The sequence below is a fragment of the Bradyrhizobium sp. YCK136 genome (genome assembly GCF_044570075.1).
Lineage (GTDB): Bacteria > Pseudomonadota > Alphaproteobacteria > Rhizobiales > Xanthobacteraceae > Bradyrhizobium > Bradyrhizobium diazoefficiens.
Map to the genome: position 1 here is coordinate 7403390 of NZ_CP172424.1, position 18595 is coordinate 7421984.

13 protein-coding genes are annotated in these 18595 nt (G+C 61.8%); 9 read left to right on the forward strand and 4 right to left on the reverse strand.

Annotated features, from left to right (window positions below):
• Window positions 1–11 precede the first annotated feature (11 nt).
• Window positions 12–1022, reverse strand: coding sequence for an NAD-dependent epimerase (locus ACFLEY_RS35770; RefSeq protein ID WP_060910789.1), 1011 nt, complete (start codon window positions 1020–1022; stop codon window positions 12–14).
• A 309-nt stretch (window positions 1023–1331) separates the two neighbouring features.
• Between ACFLEY_RS35770 and ACFLEY_RS35775 the strand changes: the two genes are divergently transcribed.
• On the forward strand, window positions 1332–2447 hold the full coding sequence (locus ACFLEY_RS35775) for a glycosyltransferase family 1 protein (RefSeq protein WP_060910788.1): 1116 nt from the start codon (window positions 1332–1334) through the stop codon (window positions 2445–2447).
• An 82-nt stretch (window positions 2448–2529) separates the two neighbouring features.
• Window positions 2530–3690, forward strand: coding sequence for a glycosyltransferase family 4 protein (locus tag ACFLEY_RS35780; protein WP_028174323.1), 1161 nt, complete (start codon window positions 2530–2532; stop codon window positions 3688–3690).
• Window positions 3691–3701: 11 nt separating this feature from the next.
• Here ACFLEY_RS35780 and ACFLEY_RS35785 read toward each other — a convergent pair whose 3' ends face one another.
• A complete protein-coding gene (locus tag ACFLEY_RS35785; protein WP_165448142.1) occupies window positions 3702–3845 on the reverse strand; it encodes a hypothetical protein in 144 nt (47 codons plus the stop codon).
• 528 nt (window positions 3846–4373) lie between these two features.
• On the opposite strand from ACFLEY_RS35785, the gene ACFLEY_RS35790 reads away from it, so the two are divergent.
• The 5 genes from ACFLEY_RS35790 (at window position 4374) to ACFLEY_RS35810 (ending at window position 11022) form a co-directional block, all read left to right on the forward strand.
• A complete protein-coding gene (locus ACFLEY_RS35790) occupies window positions 4374–5603 on the forward strand; it encodes a polysaccharide biosynthesis/export family protein (protein WP_039183945.1) in 1230 nt (409 codons plus the stop codon).
• A gap of 159 nt (window positions 5604–5762) precedes the next feature.
• Window positions 5763–7055 (forward strand): hypothetical protein, encoded by a 1293-nt coding sequence (locus tag ACFLEY_RS35795; RefSeq protein WP_060912944.1) that lies wholly within the window; start codon window positions 5763–5765, stop codon window positions 7053–7055.
• 33 nt (window positions 7056–7088) lie between these two features.
• The gene (locus ACFLEY_RS35800; RefSeq protein ID WP_060910787.1) at window positions 7089–8285 is read left to right on the forward strand and encodes a glycosyltransferase family 4 protein; all 1197 of its coding nucleotides are present in this window, start codon (window positions 7089–7091) and stop codon (window positions 8283–8285) included.
• Window positions 8286–8341: 56 nt separating this feature from the next.
• On the forward strand, window positions 8342–9553 hold the full coding sequence (locus ACFLEY_RS35805; RefSeq protein ID WP_060910786.1) for a glycosyltransferase family 4 protein: 1212 nt from the start codon (window positions 8342–8344) through the stop codon (window positions 9551–9553).
• A gap of 71 nt (window positions 9554–9624) precedes the next feature.
• Window positions 9625–11022, forward strand: a complete 1398-nt coding sequence (locus ACFLEY_RS35810) for a hypothetical protein (RefSeq protein ID WP_060910785.1) — start codon at window positions 9625–9627, stop codon at window positions 11020–11022.
• On the opposite strand, the gene ACFLEY_RS35815 is transcribed toward ACFLEY_RS35810, so the two are convergent.
• Window positions 11019–12239, reverse strand: coding sequence for a glycosyltransferase family 4 protein (locus ACFLEY_RS35815; RefSeq protein WP_249163254.1), 1221 nt, complete (start codon window positions 12237–12239; stop codon window positions 11019–11021). The two genes, ACFLEY_RS35810 and ACFLEY_RS35815, sit on opposite strands and share 4 nt — an antisense overlap.
• A 154-nt stretch (window positions 12240–12393) precedes the next feature.
• Between ACFLEY_RS35815 and ACFLEY_RS35820 the strand changes: the two genes are divergently transcribed.
• Together ACFLEY_RS35820 and ACFLEY_RS35825 are read left to right on the forward strand one after the other, a co-directional pair.
• Window positions 12394–12780, forward strand: coding sequence for a hypothetical protein (locus ACFLEY_RS35820; RefSeq protein WP_129557531.1), 387 nt, complete (start codon window positions 12394–12396; stop codon window positions 12778–12780).
• A gap of 331 nt (window positions 12781–13111) precedes the next feature.
• A complete protein-coding gene (locus ACFLEY_RS35825) occupies window positions 13112–17473 on the forward strand; it encodes an RHS repeat protein (protein WP_396604351.1) in 4362 nt (1453 codons plus the stop codon).
• 69 nt (window positions 17474–17542) lie between these two features.
• On the opposite strand, the gene ACFLEY_RS35830 is transcribed toward ACFLEY_RS35825, so the two are convergent.
• Window positions 17543–18274: a bifunctional 2-polyprenyl-6-hydroxyphenol methylase/3-demethylubiquinol 3-O-methyltransferase UbiG gene (locus ACFLEY_RS35830; RefSeq protein ID WP_028174315.1), complete on the reverse strand. Its 732-nt coding sequence runs from the start codon at window positions 18272–18274 to the stop codon at window positions 17543–17545.
• Between the last annotated feature and the right edge of the window lie 321 nt (window positions 18275–18595).

The following is an 18595-nucleotide window of genomic DNA, read 5'->3' on the forward strand; positions in this document are numbered from 1 at the left end:
CGATCGCGGGGTTACACGCCGTGGTACTTTCGATACCACTCGACGAAGCGGCCGAGGCCCTCCGCAAGCGGCGTCGAAGGCGCGAAACCGACGTCGCGCTGGAGCGCGGAAATGTCGGCGCGCGTCTCCAGGACGTCGCCGGCCTGCATCGGCAGCAGCTTGCGGATCGCGGGCTTGCCGATGATCTTCTCCAGCGTCTCGACGAACTCGATCAGATTGACCGACCTGTTGTTGCCGATGTTGTAGACGCGATACGGCGCATAGCTCGTCGAGTTTTCCGGCGCTTCCGCGTTCCACGCGGGATTCGGCGTCGCGGGCCGGTCGAGGGTGCGGATCACGCCCTCAACGATGTCGTCGATATAGGTGAAGTCGCGCCACATGTCGCCATTATTGAAAATCTTGATCGGCTCATTGGCGAAGATCGCGCGCGTGAACAGCCAGGCGGCCATGTCGGGCCGGCCCCACGGACCGTAGACGGTGAAGAAGCGCAGACCGGTCACCGGCAGCTTGTGAACATGCGCGTAGGTGTGCGCCATCAATTCGTTGGCCTTCTTGCTCGCGGCGTAAAGGCTGACCGGATGGTTCACCGAATGCTCGGTCGAATACGGCAGGGTGCGGTTGGCGCCGTAGACGGAGCTCGACGAAGCGTAGACGAGATGCGCCACACCATGGCGCCGCCCGGCCTCGAGCACGGTGACGAAGCCGTCGCAATTGGCGCGGATGCTGGTGATGGGATCGTCGATCGACGCACGCACGCCGGGTTGCGCCGCCAGATGCACGACGCGATCGGGCGAGACCTCGTCGAAAACGCGCGTCACCGCGGCGAAGTCCGCAAGATCGATCTCGTGGAAGCTGAACCCCGGACGGTGCTCGAGCGTTGCAAGGCGTGCACGTTTCAGCGCTGGATCATAATACGGAGTGAGCGCATCGATGCCAACGACCTGCTCGCCACGCGCCAACAGCCGTTCACAAACGTGCATTCCGATAAAGCCGGCAGCACCGGTAACGATCACTGGCCGCAAATTTGTCACCTCGTTGATTCCGCGAATGCAATGCCAGACCAGGACATGAGAGGCAAGGTTCGGACGATCACGACAATCGTCAAATCAGTCGCTCATGTAAGCGCATCGAAATGTGTAGGAAACATGATGGCGCCATACATCCTCGCATGCTATCCGCCTGCGAGGATGCTCGGACGATAGCTCCACATGTGTTACACCGCATAGATCGTATATTCGGCGCGAATGCTCAGTCTTGAGGCAACGTTCGCGCAGGATACCACCGTAAGACACCCACGAAAAACAAGACACTCACGAAGAAAAAGATCGGCTTTGAAACTCTCCATCAATGGCAGGTTCCTGTCACAGTCGCTAACCGGCGTGCAGCGCTATGCCGCCGAAATCGTCAAGGCGATGGACCGTTTGCTGGCGAGCGGAGAGGCTCCGCGACAACTCCTGGACGCAGAGTGGCAAGTGCTGTCGCCGCCGAACGCGCAGCCGCTCCCCGGTCTTCGCCGTATCAACGTCAGGCAGGTCGGATCGTTGCAGGGGCACGCGTGGGACCAGATCGATCTGGCACGCGCGGCCGCCGGCACGCGCCTCATCAGCCTCGCCAATTCCGGCCCCGTGCTTCATCGCGACCACCTGGTCGTGATTCACGATGCGCAGGTTTTCAAACGTCCGGACTTCTTCAGCTGGCGCTACCTCGCCCTGCATCGGACGCTCGGCCATTTGCTGGCACGCACAGCAACGATCGCAACAGTTTCCGCGTTTTCGCGCAACGAACTTGCCGAGGCGCTGTCGCTTGATCCTGCGTCGATCCCCGTCATCCCCAACAGCGCAGAGCACTTCGCCACCGTCGTGCCCGATTTCTCGATCATCGAAAAGCTGCATCTTGCGCCCTACGGGTTCTTCCTCTTCGTCGGCTCGATGACGAAGAACAAGAATGTCGACACCGCCATTCGCGCCGCCGAGCGGCTTGGCCGCGCGGATTTTCCGCTGGTCGTGGTCGGAGGCGACAACAGCAAGGTCTTTGGCGGCAACGCCATGGAATCGAGAACCGGCGTCGTCGTCGCCGGGCGCCTCAAGGACGAGGAGATCGCGGCGCTGTTCGCTCGAGCTGCCGCGTTCGTTTTTCCCAGCCTCTACGAGGGCTTCGGCATACCTCCCCTGGAGGCGATGTACTTCGCCTGCCCGGTGATCGCGAGTTCGGCCGCAGCCGTGCGCGAAACTTGCGACGACGCGGCCGTTTATTTCGACCCCCTCAACGCGGGCGAGCTTTCGGCACGAATGCACGAAAGAATTGCACTCGGCCGGATCTCGCCGGCGGAACAGGAGAAGCAGCAGAGGCGACTGGCGACATATTCCTGGGCCAAGTCCGCCGCAGCGATGCTCGAATTCCTCGCCAAACCCGCTCCCCACGGCGCATCCAGCCGTCAGACACAATGACGCGGCCCAAATATTGCTGCTTCGAGACGTTAGACGCGCGCCTGCAATATCCGGCGCCTGCAAGCCAAGAAAGGAATGACCGTTGTCCAGCGGCCTGAAAGTCCTGCATGTCGCCGAAACGGTCAGAGGCGGCATCGCGACCTACCTCAACGAGCTGCATCCGCATCAATGCGCGAGCTTCGGGCGCGGCAACGTCAACTATGTCGTCCCGTCCGATCATCGCAGCGATCTGGTGAACATCGAGGATGATGCCATCACCACGTTTCCGCGCGACGGCCGCAACGCGGTCGGCCTGTTTCGCATGCTGTCTGCGACCATGCGTGCGGTCCGGGAGTTTCGGCCCGACGTCATCCATCTTCACTCGTCCTTCGCCGGGCTCGTGGTGCGCCCGGTGCTCTGGCTGACCTATCGGCGTTCACGCATCGTCTATTGCCCGCACGGATGGGCCTTCGGCCGCGAGACCGGCCGCCTCAGCCGCGAAGTCACGAAGTTCACCGAGCTCGTGCTGTCGAAATTCACCCACCGCATCGTGTGCATCTCGGAAAGCGAGCGGACCGATGCGATGCAGGTCGGGATCGCGGCGAACCGCCTCGTTCTTGTGCACAACGGGATTTCCAAGCAGCGGCCCGTGCTCGACACGCGCGCAGCGCCGTGGCGATCGGAGAAGATCAAGGTCCTCTTCATCGGACGCCTCGACCGCCAGAAGGGGTATGATCTCCTCATCGAGGCGGCCCGCGCGCTCGGAAACACGCTGGATGTGCGCCTGATCGGCGCGTCGGTCGTCAGCAAATTCCACCGAAGCGATCTGCCGGCCAACGTTTCCTTCCTGGGCTGGATGAACCGCAACCAGATCGAGGCCGAGCTCGACCAGGCCGACATGGTCGCAATTCCGTCACGCTGGGAGGCGTTTGGCCTGGTGGCGATCGAGGCCATGCGGGCGGCCAAGCCGATCATCGCCTTCCGCATCGGCGCCCTGCCGGAAATCGTCGAAGACAATGCGACGGGCGTGCTGTGCGACGAGGTCTCGGCGGAAAAGCTGGTTGAAGGTTTTCAGCGCGCAAGCCGGCTGGACCTGCCTGCGGTCGGCCGGGCCGGATATGAGCGCTTCAGCCGCCTCTACGACATCGAGCAGACGCACCGCACCTTGAGCCAGGTCTATGCCGACGTCCTGCACGTGCGGACAAGCGAATCCGGGCAGCAGGCGAAGCTGCAATCCGACTTCCCGAACAATCTGCGGTCGTAGCGGCCGTGCGATCAAGCCATCCGGCGGGCATCGCCCTGCGCGAACTCGCCGTCACTCACACGGTTGTCGGAGAACGACCACGCAATTGCGGAGGCGACCATCATCGCGCAGGTGAGAAAGCCGGCTGCGAACAGCAGTGATCCGGTGTGCAACATTGTCTTCGCCTTCCCTTTTGGTTTGGCCGACAAGTAGGCGGATCAGGATTAGGAAGACCTTACGGACGCCAGCGCGCGGCCAGCTTCCGAATCTAAGCGTTAACGGAGGTGGAATCCCGCCGCAGAAATATCGGTGCGATCACCCGGCGAGGGCGTCCGCTCAGGCTCCATGCCCGCCGCAGGACGACGAAAACACAACGCAGGGTCACTCAAAATCGGATCCAAGACTTGAAGTTTAGGCGATCTCATCTCGCGACGATGCAATTCCATCTCCGCGCCGCAGCTCACTAGTTCAGCCGCGGCCTCAATCGTGACATCGATCGGACACGTGTATGTCTAGTTTGCGAACTGCTTATAAAAGAGTACGTCGCGCACAAATTTTGCACAGCGATTCCGACGTGTATCTCGGTTCACAAGTTGCAATAAGGTCACAGCCATAAGTGCTTTACCATAAAGTCGAAGAGGCAGCAGTGACTCACCCGCACGATGGTTGGTACGGTGATTCCGATTTTAAATGAGTACGAGGGAATGGTGGTGGCTAAGACCGAACGTTTTTCTTTTGATTTCGGGATTAGTCGAATCCTGGCGCTGGCTGCTGTCGGCATCTCGCTGGCGGGTTGCGCGGGCTTCATCCCTCTGGACTCTCCGGATGCCGTTGCCACGCAGACCAACGCTGCGCTGGTCACCGAGCCGACCGCACCGCTCGCCTATGCCCTGATGCCGGTCAATCCGGCGATCGTTCAGGCGACCAACGCCTTCACCGATTCCTCCGGGATGGTGTTCTCGCGTCTTCCCGGCGGCAATTATCGCGACGTCACGATCGGCATCGGCGACATCGTCACCGTGACCGTGTACGAAGCGCAGGCGGGCGGCCTGTTCATTCCGCGCGAAGCGGGCGTCCGGCCGGGTAACTTCGTCGACATTCCGCGCCAGCAGGTCGACCAGTCCGGCAACATCAACATTCCGTACGCCGGATCGATCAAGGTCGCCGGGCTGACGCCGCGCGCCGTGTCGAACATCATCCGCGAACGCCTCAAGGACCGCGCCATCGATCCGCAGGCGGTCGTGAGCGTCGCCGAGCAGCGCGGCAACCAGATCAGCGTGCTCGGCGAGGTCAACTCGCCGCTCCGCTTTCCGGTCGACCCCGGCGGCATTCGCCTGATGGGCGCGATCGCGCGCGCCGGCGGCCCGAAATACCCTTCCTACGAGAGCACGATCACGATCAAGCGCGAGGGCCGCACCTACAATGAGTCGATGTCGACCGTGGTGCACCACCCCGGCGAGGACGTCCTGCTCGCGCCGGGCGACGTCGTCTTCCTGACCCGCATTCCGCGCGTCTACATGGTGTTCGGTTCGACGCCATCGCCGGGATCGATCGGCGGCACCAACAATCGCCGCTTCTCGTTCGAGAACGACAACATGTCGCTGGCTGAAGCCATCGCGAAGGCGGGCGGCCTCGACGGCAACCGTGCGGATTCCAAGTCCATCTACGTCTACCGTTTCGAGCCGAAGCCGCTCCTGGAGCGTATCGGGGTCGAAGTATCCCAGTTCCCGACCAAGACGATCCCCGCCGTCTACAAGTTCGACATGAGCAAGCCCGACGGCTGGTTCCAGGCGGATACGTTCAGGATGCGCGATCATGACGTGATTTCGGTGGCGGAATCGCCGTCGACCGAATTCGTCAAGCTGATGAACCCGCTGAACGCGGCGACCACGAATGCGGACAACATCAGCACGGTGATCGTGAACTCCAAATAGCCCAACTCGGCGCGCTCCGTGGGGGCGCGCGGACAAGGTCGCCTCACCCAATTCGGGCCACAGAAGAGGATTAGCCTTGTCGAGTTGACGCGAGCAGGAGTGGATACGAGCGTGACGGAGCCAAAGAGGAAACGAGCCTTGCGTCGTTTCCGGATGCTGATGTTCGGTCTCTGTGCCGCGACCGGCCTCTCATATCCTGCGAACGCGCAGACCGCGCAACCGCTCGACCAGCGTTTCCTGCTGGGCGTCGGTACGCACCAGGGCCTGGGCGGCGTCACCAGTGCTCGCGGTTACGTACCTGCGACGGCCATCAAGCAAATGAAGGAGCTCGGGGTCACCGCGTTCCGGGACGACTTCCCCTGGTCGGATTTCGAGTTGCCCGGCAAGCGGCTCGGCTTCAACGCCCTGAACGGCCGCCTCGAGACCCAGATCAGGTCCGGCGTCGGAATTCCTCTGCTCATCCTCGGAGCCGGCCATCACCTCGTCCCGAACTCCGATCCGCCGACGACCGACGAAGCGCGCCAGAGATTCGTCACCTATGCTGCGGCGGCCGCGCAAGCGGTCGCAGCGCGGCAGCCCATCTTCGAATTGTGGAACGAGTACAATCTCCGAGCGCGCGCAGAGCCGCAATTCACGGTCGAAAATTACGTGACGCTTGCCCGTTTGGTGCAGCCGGCGGTCAAGCAGGCGGCGCCGTCTGCGCCCTTCGTGGTGGGCGCACTCGGCGACGATCCGGGCTGGAAATGGACCGACGCCCTGCTGAAGACCGACCTGCCTCGCATCGCCGACGGCATGTCCATCCACATCTACAACCATTGCCTGCCGCCGGCCGGGCGCACCGCGGCTGAAGCGATCGAGCGATTGGAAAACTTTCATCAACGCGTCGCACAGGCGACCGGCAATCCGAACTATCCGATCTACCTGACCGAAACGGGCTGGCCGACCCCAACCGCGAAATGCGGCGTGAACGAGCAGCTCTCGGCCGACAACATGGCGCAGATCATCCTCTGGTCATCGACCGCGGGTCCCTGGCTCAAGGGGATATGGCTCTACGAGCTCAAGGACAGCGGGACGAAGCCCGGCGAACTCGAGGACAATTTCGGCATCTATCATTTCGACAATTCGCCGAAGCCCGCGGTGTGTTCCATTCGCGAAAGCTGGGCCTTCATCCGCACGAGCCTGAAGGCGGCGCGCACCACGCCGATGCCGGGCGTCGCGCAGATCCGCAGTGACAGCGGATCCGAGACGAAAGTGGCGCTTTGGTCGGAGAATCCGTCGAAGCGCTTCGAAGTTCGATTAAAAAATGCGGAACCGAATGCCGAGATCAGCTATGTATGTCAGCAAGCACCGGGCCCTGCCGCCGGCGCCTGGACGGCGTTATCGACGACGCCCCTGCTTGTCAGTGTCAAGGGCACGACCGTGCCGGATTTCGAGATTCGGCCATCGAACTGACGCTGCGGCGGACTGCGCAATCCGGGGCTATCCTTGAAGATACTGATCGTTAACACGCTCTATCCGCCCGAAATCATCGGCGGCGCCGAAGTGTCTGTGTCGCTGCTCGCGGAGGCGCTGGTTCAGCGCGGCCACCAGGTTGCCGTGGTCTGCCTTCAGAACAAGCAGGATCGCACCGTCAACGAGCTCAGGGGCGTGCGCATCTACCGGGTGCCGCTGGACAACGACTACTGGCCGTTCGGCAACGACAGGAAGCCCTCCTCGGTCCAGCGCCTGAAGTGGCATCTCCAGGACACGTGGAATCGCAAGTCGGCGGCGCGCTTCGCCGAAATTCTCGATCTCGAAAAACCCGAGGTCGTCCACACCAACAACCTCACCGGATTTTCGGTCTCGTTGTGGGCGGAAGCCAGGCGGCGCAACATCCGGATCGTGCACACCTTGCGCGACTATTCCCTGCTCTGCAAACGCTCGACGTTGTTTCGCGGAGACGCGACATGTGCGCAGCGCTGCACCCTCTGCGCGGCCATGACGTCTCCCTATCTGCTGGCCTCGCGCATGGTCGATGCGGTGGTCTCGAACAGCCAGTTCGTGCTCGACCAGCATACCAAGCTGAAATACTTCCCGGGCACCGATGGCCGGGTCATCTTCAACATCGCCGATCCAAGCTCCGTAGTACCCTCACCTCCCTCGAGCTCGGATGACCTGATATTCGGGTTCATCGGCCGGCTCGAGGCGGAAAAAGGTATCGAAGTGGTACTAAAAGCCGCCGAGCAGCTCCCCGACCGGGGATGGCAGCTGAAAATTGCCGGAAAGGGGCTTGAGGATTACGTCCGGGGGCTCAAAAGCCGCAGCGGGAGGAACGTCGAATGGCTTGGCTTTGCAAAGGCGGCCGAATTCTATGCCAGCATCGACGTATGCCTGGTGAGTTCGGTCTGGCCGGAGCCGCTGCCCCGGACGTTGATCGAAAGCATCAACGCCGGCCGGGCAACTATTTGCTCCACAGCAGGAGGGATTCCCGAGATCGCGGGGTTTTCCAACATGGTTGGGTCCTACGAGCCCAACGACCATAAGCGACTGGGAGAACTGATGCTGAAGGCCGTCAACGAGAGATCACGCTGGAAGCTCGCCCGGCCTCCGCAGCCCGGATTTGCCGAGAGGTTCTCTGCCGATTCAGTGACAGGTCAATATTTGGACGTCTATTTGAATAACAGTCGAACGAGCCGGCAATAGGCCGAAACGGAGATTTCACGAAGCCATTTGGCAGGATAGCTGGACAGACCTTTTCGATGAAGATCCTTATCACGTCATCCCTCTATCCGACGCCGTTGGCTCCGAAGGTGGTCGGTGGCGCGGAAACTTTCGTCCGTCGCCTCGCCGAGACGTTGGTCGGCCAGAACGACAGCGTGGAAGTGATACGTGCTGCCTCCACACCGAACCAGCAGATGGAGACCTGCAACGGCATCGACGTGCACTCGGCGGCCGTGCACAACATCTACTTCCCCTTCGCCAAGCAGCACAGCGCGCCCGTGCGCGGCATCTGGCACGCGATCGAGGACTGGCAGCAGATGTCGGAGCTCGTCGCGGCCAGGATCAAGGCATTCAAACCGGACATCCTGCATTCCAACAATCTCTCCGGCCTGACGACGGCGGTGTGGCGAACCGCGGCGGAACTGGGCATTCCGGTCCTGCACACGCTTCACGACTACTATCTCACCTGCCCCCGCTGCTCGCGCTTCTCGGACGGACACGCCTGCGAGGCGAGCTGCATGAGCTGCCAGATCCTGACCTTTCGCCGCCGCGGGGCGACGCGACATCTGGACGCCGTCGTCGGCGTCAGCCAGCGCATTCTCGACATCCATACCGGGCTCGGTCTTTTCACGCAGACACCGCTGAAGATCGTCATTCGAAACGCCTCGACGGCCGACGTCGGCAGCGAAGAGACGGCGATGCTCGACGGCACCGTCACATTCGGATTCATCGGGCGACTGACCGAAGAAAAAGGCATCTACAATCTGGTTCGCGCCATCGCGACGATCCCGCCTGAGCGGATCCGGCTCGTCATCGCGGGTCATGCCTCCGAGAGCCAGCGCAAGCAGATCAAGGGGCTCGCCCCCAATGCGCGGATCGAGTTTCTCGGCTTCGTGCAGCCGAAGGAGTTTTACGAACAGGTAAACGTCGTGGTCGTCCCCTCGGTCTGGGAAGATCCAAGCCCGCTCGTCGTCGCCGATGCCCAGGCCGCCTGCAAGCCCCTGCTCGGCACGCCGTTCGGCGGCATCCAGGAGGCGATCAAGCCGGGCCTGACCGGCTGGCTGACGTCTCCCGATCCGGACTCGATCGCCAAGAGCATTTCGGCGATCGTCGAGGCTCCCCAGCAGATCGTGGAGATGAGCGGACGATTAAAATCCGGCATCAACAAATGGTCCTTTGACGACGTGGTCACCGGCTATCGCAACGTCTACGACCAGCTCATGCGCGGCCGCGGCATGCCTCGCACGTAATGGGGCCGGACGCAGATGCCACCGACGGCCTTCAATCATCCCGCCATGTTTTCCTTAACGCGTAGCCAGAAATGATCAGCCTGCTCGCATTCGGCAGCTACATCTACCAGAGTGCGTCCGCGATCATTCTGATCTTCGCCGTCAGCCATATCCTCTCGCCAGCCCAATACACCTCGTTTTCGCTGGCACTGGCGGCGAGCCAGTTGTTCTGCGTCTTCGTGTTCGAATGGCTGCAACTGGCCGGCGTTCGCTTCCTGGCCGCCGCTTCCGGAGAAGAGGCGGCGCGTCTGCGATTCTCGCTGTTCAGCGCGGGACTGCTCAGCGCGCTGGTTCTGCTGCTCGTCGGCGGCGTGGCGGGGCTGGTGGGCACGCTCGAGACAAGCGTCGTCGCCCTCGCGCTGGCGATGGCCGTGCTACAGGGCGCCACCGACCTGTACTTCATGATCGTGCGCGTGTCCGATCGGCTGGCGACCGCATCCGTCCTCCTGATCCTGCGCGCCAGCGTGCTCCTGGCCGGCGCCGTCACGGCGGCGCTGCTCTGCGGCACCGCGGCGGCGACGCTGTGCGGGATCGCCGCGGGCTACGGCGCGGCGCTTCTGGTGAGCCTGATCGTGCATCGCACCTCGCTACAGCGGGCGTCGCGACACGCCTTGCTGACGGATTGGCGCAATTTCTGCCGATACGGCATCATGGCCGCGGCCGCCTCCGTCATCCATCTCTCCGTCCCCGTCACCTTGCGCCTGATCGTGATCGCCACGCTCGGACGGACGTCGACGGGAGCCGCCGGTTTTTCGATGGCGATCGACCTCCTGCAGCGGCCGTTCTCCGTTCTGGTGACCGCCATTCACACCGTCAGCTACCCCAATGTCGTCGTGCAGTTCGAGCGCGACGTCGACGGCGAGGCGCGCAGAGCAACCGCCCGCATGCTCGACTTCATCCTCTGCGCGACGATCGTGATGCTGGGGGGGCTGATCGGCCTTCTGCCCGATGCGGCGCATCTGTTCGTCCCGGCCGATCTGCTGGTCGATTTTCTCAACGCAGCGCCGGTCGCGGCGGTCTTCTACTTCCTCCACATTCACCTTCAGGCCACGCTCGCAGTGGTGCCGCATCTGACCAAATCGGCCACCAGGCTGGTGGTCGTCGCGGCGTGCCAGCTGGTGCTGGTATCGGCGGCCGCTTCGATCGGCGCCTTGCTGCACATATCGGTCGCCGGACAAATCGCGAGTGCGGCATTGGCCACCGCACTCATCATCCTCTTCGCCAGCGGCCCGTTGATCCGGTTCCGCGCTGCGCCACGGGCGCTGCTGATCGTGGAGGCAACCGTCGCGGCCGCCGCGATCGCCATGCTCGCGGCAGCTCCGTCGGCCTCTCTGCTCTGGCTCGCGGGAAAGATCGCCTTCGCCGGGCTCGCCGTCGTCCTGGTGACGTGGCGAGGCGATCTGCTGGCCTCGGCACGCAGTTCGAACTAGGCCTGCATCGGATGGGCCAGCGGATTCCCGCTGGCATCGCCCGCCAAACCGTAGATCCTGAGGGTCTGGTCAACCATCGGCCCGACACCGAAATATTGCTGGGCGCGCGCAAGAGCATTGCGCGACAGCGCGGCGCGCAACGCGGGATCGGCCAACTTCTCGAGCGCCCCCACGAGCGCGTCGACGTCCTCGAACGGCACGATGAAGCCGGTCTGGCCGTCGATGATCTGGTCCGAAGCGCCCCCTGCCGGGGTCCGCACCGGGACCAGCCCCGTCGCCATGGCCTCGGCGACGCCGAGCGGGAATCCTTCGAACCGGCTCGGCAGCGCGAACACATCGGCGGCCCAGAGGATTTCGCGGACGTCGCCCATGAACCCGAGGAACTTGAACGTGTCCTTGTCCTTCTCGTCGGCGAAGGCAAACGACTTGATTTCCTTCTCGCGCTCGGCACCGCCGCTGCCGACGAAGTAGCATTTGATGTCGATGGGCGAAGGACTGGCGCTGTCGCGGATCCTGCGCGCCGCCTTGATGAGCAAATCATGGCCCTTCACCCAGGCGAGACGGGCCGCCAGCAGGCACATGAACTCACCCTCGGCAACCCCGAATTTCGCGCGCGCATCGCGGCGCTCGGCATCCGACGGCGGCCGAAAATGCACCGTATCGACGCCGCCATACACCTTGGCGATCCGGTTCTTGCCGAACAAGACGTAGCGCCTGAGATGCCGGAGCGATTCCTCCGACATCAGGATGAGGGTGTGCGGAAAGAAAAGATTGAAGAACAGGATCTGGACCGGGCTGAAAGTCGATTGCGGCGCATTCTGCACCTTCTCGATGTTCCCGAGCACCGAGGGGTGATAGGTCGCGACGCAGCGCGCGCCGGTGAGCAGGGAGAGCAGCCTGCCCCACATCAGCATGCCGAGCCCATGGACGTTGATCACGGTGATGTCGTTCTCCCGGATCAGCTTCCAGAGCTGCATGAAGATCGACAGCAAGGGCAGCTTGCGAAGTCCGGGAACGACGTGCCACTGCTTGACCGCCGCCGCCAGCTTCTGGCGCTTGTATTCGGACTTCTCGTCCGACCGCACGATGCCGGAGACCAGGTGGATCTGCACGCCGCGGGCGTGCAGCCCCGTGGCCAAGGTCTCGCAATAGGATGCAATCCCGTCATTGCAATTCACGACCTCAACCAGAAACATGACATTCGGGGCGCCCGACATGGGATCCTGCATAGGAATGGCCTTCTACTCCGTTCGATCAACGAGACTTTAACCAGTGCTTAGCGGCAAAATTCGTGCCGTGCCAGCGGTTTGCCCGCCATAGCTTTGCGCGCCTAACATATTGACGTTGCGGATCTGCGACACTCCGCCCGGCATGGCCGCATCGCTCGACGTTGCCTTCACGCGCCCCCGCCGCCTCGGTCGGGGTGAGCCTGCCACGCGGATCGCGAAAGCAACGCCAGGTTGCACATCCTCGATATTCGCCCGCCTCCGCGACGCGCGCCCGTCCGATCGTGTCGTTCGTTCGACCTCCCGCTTCAATGCCAGTGAAGATCACCCCCTGCCCGTTCGGAAGGCAGACGAAAATTTCATCGACATCGACGCGACCACCACAACACCAGGAGAGAAGAAAAAAATTGCGTGCGAAAGTGCCGTGGCACTGCTTGCCAGCTTCTCGGGAAAATTTGGAAGGCTCCAGTCGACTTCGGCGCAAGACCAAGTGTCACATTCGACGCTTGATCCGTGTTTCTACGACTCCTAACAGCGCTTGACGCAAGACATTGGAAACAAATCTGCCCGCACGAGAAGCAAATGCGTTGCGATTAGGCATCGGCACAACATCGCTCGAACATCGTCGTTGCATCGCCATCGCGACGTCATGCTGCAAGCACATTAGCGTGGTCTTCACAGATGAAGCTCAGTCTAAGCAGATTCGTGCGCTGTGAGCGTCGCGCAGGAAAGTCTCGGCGAGAGAATCTCCGGGGTGCTTCCATTTTTACCGATCTCACCAACTCGAAAAACGGAGATTGGCCGATACGACGGACACACGCGGCAACGAACTCTCGCGTTCCAGAAAAGGCTCTGAAATACCGATGACCACCGCATCACCAGATCAAACGATCCTGTCGGCGAGCACCTTCATCAGTTCCATCGGCGTCAATGTCCATGTCGGTTATTCGTGGGGCGCCTACGACAACCTCGCCCTCGTAGAGGACGACCTCAAATATCTCGGGGTGACCAAACTGCGCGGCGGACTCGCCACGAGCCCCGAGGCGCAACCGATCGTCGAAGGACTCGCGAAGGACGGATACAAATTCGATCTCGTGGTTCCGTCGGGTGTTCCAGAAGGCGGAACCGCAGCGCTCCAAGCCTATCTCGAGTCCGTCAAGGAGTTTGCGGCCAGTCATCCCGGCAGCGTCATCGCGCTGGAAGGCCTCAACGAGGCGAACATCCAGGGCTTCAGCTACAACGGCAGCTCCAGCGTTTCCGCCGCGGCACAGTTCCAGGCGGCCTACTATAACGCAATCAAGGTCGACGCCGCGCTCAAGGACATCCCCGTCTACAATCTGTCACTGGGCTACAACGACACGACCGACTACGCCAAACTTGGAGATATGTCGGGAGCGACCGACTACGCCAACTCCCACGCCTATGTCAGCACCAGCCTGACCCCCGCGGCAGCCCTCCAGGCTCTGCTCGGCAACGCGACGTCGATCACACCCGGCGATCCCGTCGTCATCACGGAAACCGGCTATACGACCAAGAGCGATACACCTTATGTTGGCGCCAGCGAAAACGTGCAGGCCAAGTCGATCCTGAACACGCTGGTCGACGCCTACAAGGACGGCGTCAGCACCACCTATCTCTATCAGCTGCTCGACGCTTCGGCGAGCAACGACCCCACCGATCCGGAATCGCACTGGGGCCTGTTCAACGGCGACGGAACCCCGAAGCTGGCGGCGACCGCGATCCACAATCTGACGACAATCCTGGCTGACGACGGCACCGGCGGCCACACGCCGACGGCTTCGCTGAACTACACGCTCGACGGTCTGCCGGCGTCCGGGAACAGCATGGTTCTCGGCAAGAGCAACGGCGCCTACGAGTTGGTGGTCTGGGCGGAACCCAAGATCTGGAACGACGCCACCGACACCGAGATCTCGAACCCAACCAGTTCGGTCACGGTGAACCTCGGCAGCGTCCACCATCTGATCAACGTTTACGACCCGCTGAAGGGCAGTTCGCCGATCGCCACCTACACCGACGTCAGCCAGATCGTGGTTCCGATCACGGATCATCCCCTGATCATCGAGATCGACGCTCCGACAGGAGGCGGCACGACACCGCCCGCCGTGACCGACGTCAGCGGAACCGCCGAGGACATCGTGTCGCAGATGTCCGAGCTGAACGCCTCGACCTCGCTTCAGACCATCACGCTCACCGACACGCACGTGCTTCCGGTCGCCTCGATCGCGACCATGGAGTACATGATCTCGCACTATACCAACGCGCTGGCGGCGATCCAGGGCGGCTACCAGTTCTCCGTCACCAACTCGACCGATACCTGGAGCGTGACCAGGGTCTACGACTCCTCGGCAAGGCTTGTATCGACCAGCACGTCCAACTTCACGAACGGCGTCATCACCAGCAAGGTCACGCTCAATACCGACGGCTCGTCGGAGAACATCGCCTATACCGACGGCAAGATGGTGCGTGACGTCACGGTCTCGCCGATCGGCGACAAGGACACCAAGACCTACGATGCAAGCGGCAATCTGATCGCGGACCTCGTCCAGAACAAGGACGGATCGTCCTCGAACACGCTCTACACGGCCGGCGTCAAGACCAAGGTCTATGTCACCAATGCCGACCGCACTCACGACAACTACTATTACAACATCACCGGCCAGTCCTACACGACCGAGCACGACCAGCTCGACGCGAGCGGAAGACTGCTGTCCGTCGTCCGCACGCATGCCGACGGCTCCATGGCCTACAGCCAAGTCTACAACAGCGACGGCAGCAAGGTCACGACCCAGTACGACTCCACGGGCCACAAGACCTCGGTGATCACCGTCACGGCGTCGGCGACCACGACCGATTTCTACACCACGGCCGGCGTCCTCAAGCAGACGGTCGTGCAGACGACCTCCGGCAACGTCACCACGACGAACTACAACGGCTCGTTGCTGGTGTCGGTCTACGTCGTCAACGCCGACGGGTCAAAAGAGTCGAAATTGTACGACGCCCAAGGCATCATCGCGAGCGACCTGATCCAGAATGCTGATGGCTCGTCCTCGAACACACTGTACACAGCCGGTGTCAAGACCAAGACCTACGTCACCAACGCCGACGGCAGCCTCGACAACTATTATTACAACATCACCGGCCAGTCCTACACCAGCGAGCACGATCATCTCGACGCAAGCGGCAAGCTGCTGTCGGTCAGCCGGACCCATGCCGACGGCACCATGGCCTACAGCCAGGTGTTCAACAGCGACGGCAGCAAGGTTACGACCCAGTACGACTCCACGGGTCACAAGACCTCGGTCGTCACCACGACGTCGACGGCCACCACGACCGATTTCTACACCACCGCCGGCGTCCTCAAGCAGACGGTCGTGCAGACGACCTCCGGCAACGTGACAACGACCAACTATAACGGCTCGCTGCTGGTGTCGGTCTACGTGGTGAACGCCGACGGCTCGAAGGAATCGAAGCTCTACGACTCCAACGGCATCATCTCGGGGGACCTGGTTCAGAACACGGACGGATCGTCCTCGAACACGGTCTACACGGCCGGTGTCAAGACCAAGGCCTACGTCACCAACGCCGACGGCAGCCGCGACAACTACTATTACAACATCACCGGCCAGTCCTACACGACCGAGCACGACCACATCGACCCGAGCGGAAAGCTGCTGCTGGTCAGCCGCACCCACGCCGACGGCACGATGGCCTATAACCAGGTGCTGAACAGCGACGGCAGCAAGGTCACGACCCAGTACGACTCCACGGGTCACAAGATCTCCGTCGTCACCGTCACGTCGTCGGCCACGACGACCGACATCTATGACGCGTCGTCCGGAGCACTGAAACAGGAGATCGTCACGACGAGTTCCGGCAACACCACCACGACCAACTACAATGGCTCGCTGCTCGCGTCGGTCTACGTCGTCAACGCCGACGGGTCAAAGGACACCAAGCTGTACGATTCCAGCGGAAAGATCGCCAGCGACCTGGTCCAGAACAAGGATGGCTCGTCCTCGAACACGGTCTATTCGGCCGGCGTCAAGACCAAGCTCTATGTCACCAATGTTGACGGCAGCCATGACAACTCCTTCTACAACATCACGGGCCAGAGCTACACGACCGAGATCCAGCACCTCACTGCGGCCGGCACGCTCACGACCCTGACCCGACTCCATGCCGATGACACGCTTGCCTACAAGCAGGTGATCAACAGCGACGGCAGCAAGGTCACCGACCTCTATGACAGCACCGGCCACAAGACCAGCGAGATCCTCAACTCAACCGATGGCTCGACCACGACGGACAATTATGATTCATCGGGAGCCCTGAGCCAGGAGATCCACAAGACAGCGGGCGGCGACGTCACGACCACGAACTACGCGAACGGGTTGAACGCTTCGATCTACGTCGTCAACGCCGACGGCTCCAAGGAGACGAAGCTGTTCGACAGCAGCGGCAGCCTGACCAGCGACTACGTGCTGAACAAAGACGGCTCGAACTCGACGACGGTGTACACGTCGGGCGTCAAGACCGCGGTTTATGCCAACAACACCGACGGCTCGCACGACAACACGATCTACAACATCACCGGCAAGAGCTACGTCACGGAGCAGCAGCACATCGACGCTGCGGGCAAGATGACGTCGCTCATCCGTTCGCACGCAGACGGCACGCTCGACTACACGCAAGTCATCAAGTCGGACGGCAGCAAGGTCACCGATGTCTACGACTCTACCGGGGTCAAGACGACCGAGACCCTCAACAACGCCGACGGAACGACGGATGTCTTCAAGTTCAAGGTCTCCGGCCTGCCGGGCGCCGTCGAGCACGACAGCTACAATACCAGCGGCTCGTTGCTCTCGATCGACGTCCTCAACACCGATGGCACCCACACCGTCACGGCCGTGACTGCGGGACTGACGCTGGCCGGCGGCACCGGCAACGACGTCTTCTCCTCCGCACCGGGCACGACTACCGTCATGTTCGACGGCGGCAACGACCAGATCAAGAGCTTCCACGCCGGAACCGCGTCCAACCACGACACGATCGAAATCCTGAAATCACTGGTGGCCGACTACAGCCACCTCCAGATTTCGCAATCGGGCTCCGACACGCTGATCCAGCTCACCTCGGCCGATTCCATCCTGCTGAAGAATGTGAATTCGGCGACGCTCGATCACGGCAACTTCCTGTTCGCCTGACGACGCATCGGGCCGGCAGGTACGCCTGCCGGCCCGATGGCGGAACACGGATGAGCGGATGAAACGACGTCAGTGCGGCCGCGTGGCCGCACCGATAAAGATGATGTCCTCGGCGAGCAGCGGAAGCTGCCGCAGCAGCATCGACTTCAGCATTCCGGCGCGCATGAAGGTCGCCATCTTCACCTCGACCGGCGCATACCCGGCATCGATTGCGACCTTGGCGATCGTATAGGGCGTGAAGAAGAACCGGTGATCGCTGTTGATCGTCTCGACGTTCTTCAGGATACCCTTGATGTTGCCGCCCCTGAAGGCGTTCGGAACGGTGATCACGATCTGGTCGACGACGTCGCCGTAGTTCTCCCTGAAGCGCGACAGGAACGAGACCGGGTTGGGAATGTGCTCGACGACTTCGCCGAACACGGCGATGTCGAACTTCCGGCCGGATATTGCTTCGATCTTTTGACCCGACGTCACGTCTCCCGCGACCATGTTGTCGAGGCCGGAAACTCGTGACGCTTCCCGCACCGCGTCCGCATCGATATCGACGCCGACGGTGTATTCGGAACATTCCGTAATCAGGCCGTGCAGCCAATCCCGGTTGTCGATCTTGCGCTTGATGAGCGGCAGATGGTCACAGCACCCGACATGCAAGACCCGCTTGCCCCGACAGATATCCACCAGGACGTCGCATCTGTATCTGACGTCGCCGTCGCCCCGATACTGCACGACGATGGTGTCTTTGAACTTCGAGCCGTCGAGATAGGGATAGACTTGCGAAAAATCGGTAATGATCGACGACATCGGCTGGCCCTCGGTTACATGATTGGACGTTTCCCGACACAACTATACATAGCCAGCAATCAGAATTGTGACCGCTTTGCCGCCAAGGCCGACTAGAAGGGCGTCACGATGATGGCCGGAATCTATGCAATTTGCCGCTTGTCGCATCATGGGCGGCCGCGACATCGCTCGAACCAACGGAACCTGCTCAGGCCCATGCGTAGGACGGTTAGCCGGTCCGCGAACAAACGAGCAGCGCGGAACGGATGACGGTTCCGAACAACACTGAACCACCCGAAAAGCAGGTGTTGAACAAGAGCCTCTTTCGAGCGCAATGCCCCG

What these genes read in the sequence shown, in the direction of transcription:
- ACFLEY_RS35785 (WP_165448142.1), bottom strand. Translation starts at nt 3,845, where the DNA reads ATGTTGCACACCGGATCACTGCTGTTCGCAGCCGGCTTTCTCACCTGC.
- ACFLEY_RS35790 (WP_039183945.1), top strand. Translation starts at nt 4,374, where the DNA reads ATGGTGGTGGCTAAGACCGAACGTTTTTCTTTTGATTTCGGGATTAGT.
- ACFLEY_RS35795 (WP_060912944.1), top strand. Translation starts at nt 5,763, where the DNA reads ATGTTCGGTCTCTGTGCCGCGACCGGCCTCTCATATCCTGCGAACGCG.
- ACFLEY_RS35805 (WP_060910786.1), top strand. Translation starts at nt 8,342, where the DNA reads ATGAAGATCCTTATCACGTCATCCCTCTATCCGACGCCGTTGGCTCCG.
- ACFLEY_RS35810 (WP_060910785.1), top strand. Translation starts at nt 9,625, where the DNA reads ATGATCAGCCTGCTCGCATTCGGCAGCTACATCTACCAGAGTGCGTCC.
- ACFLEY_RS35815 (WP_249163254.1), bottom strand. Translation starts at nt 12,239, where the DNA reads ATGTCGGGCGCCCCGAATGTCATGTTTCTGGTTGAGGTCGTGAATTGC.
- ACFLEY_RS35820 (WP_129557531.1), top strand. Translation starts at nt 12,394, where the DNA reads ATGGCCGCATCGCTCGACGTTGCCTTCACGCGCCCCCGCCGCCTCGGT.
- ACFLEY_RS35825 (WP_396604351.1), top strand. Translation starts at nt 13,112, where the DNA reads ATGACCACCGCATCACCAGATCAAACGATCCTGTCGGCGAGCACCTTC.
- ACFLEY_RS35830 (WP_028174315.1), bottom strand. Translation starts at nt 18,274, where the DNA reads ATGTCGTCGATCATTACCGATTTTTCGCAAGTCTATCCCTATCTCGAC.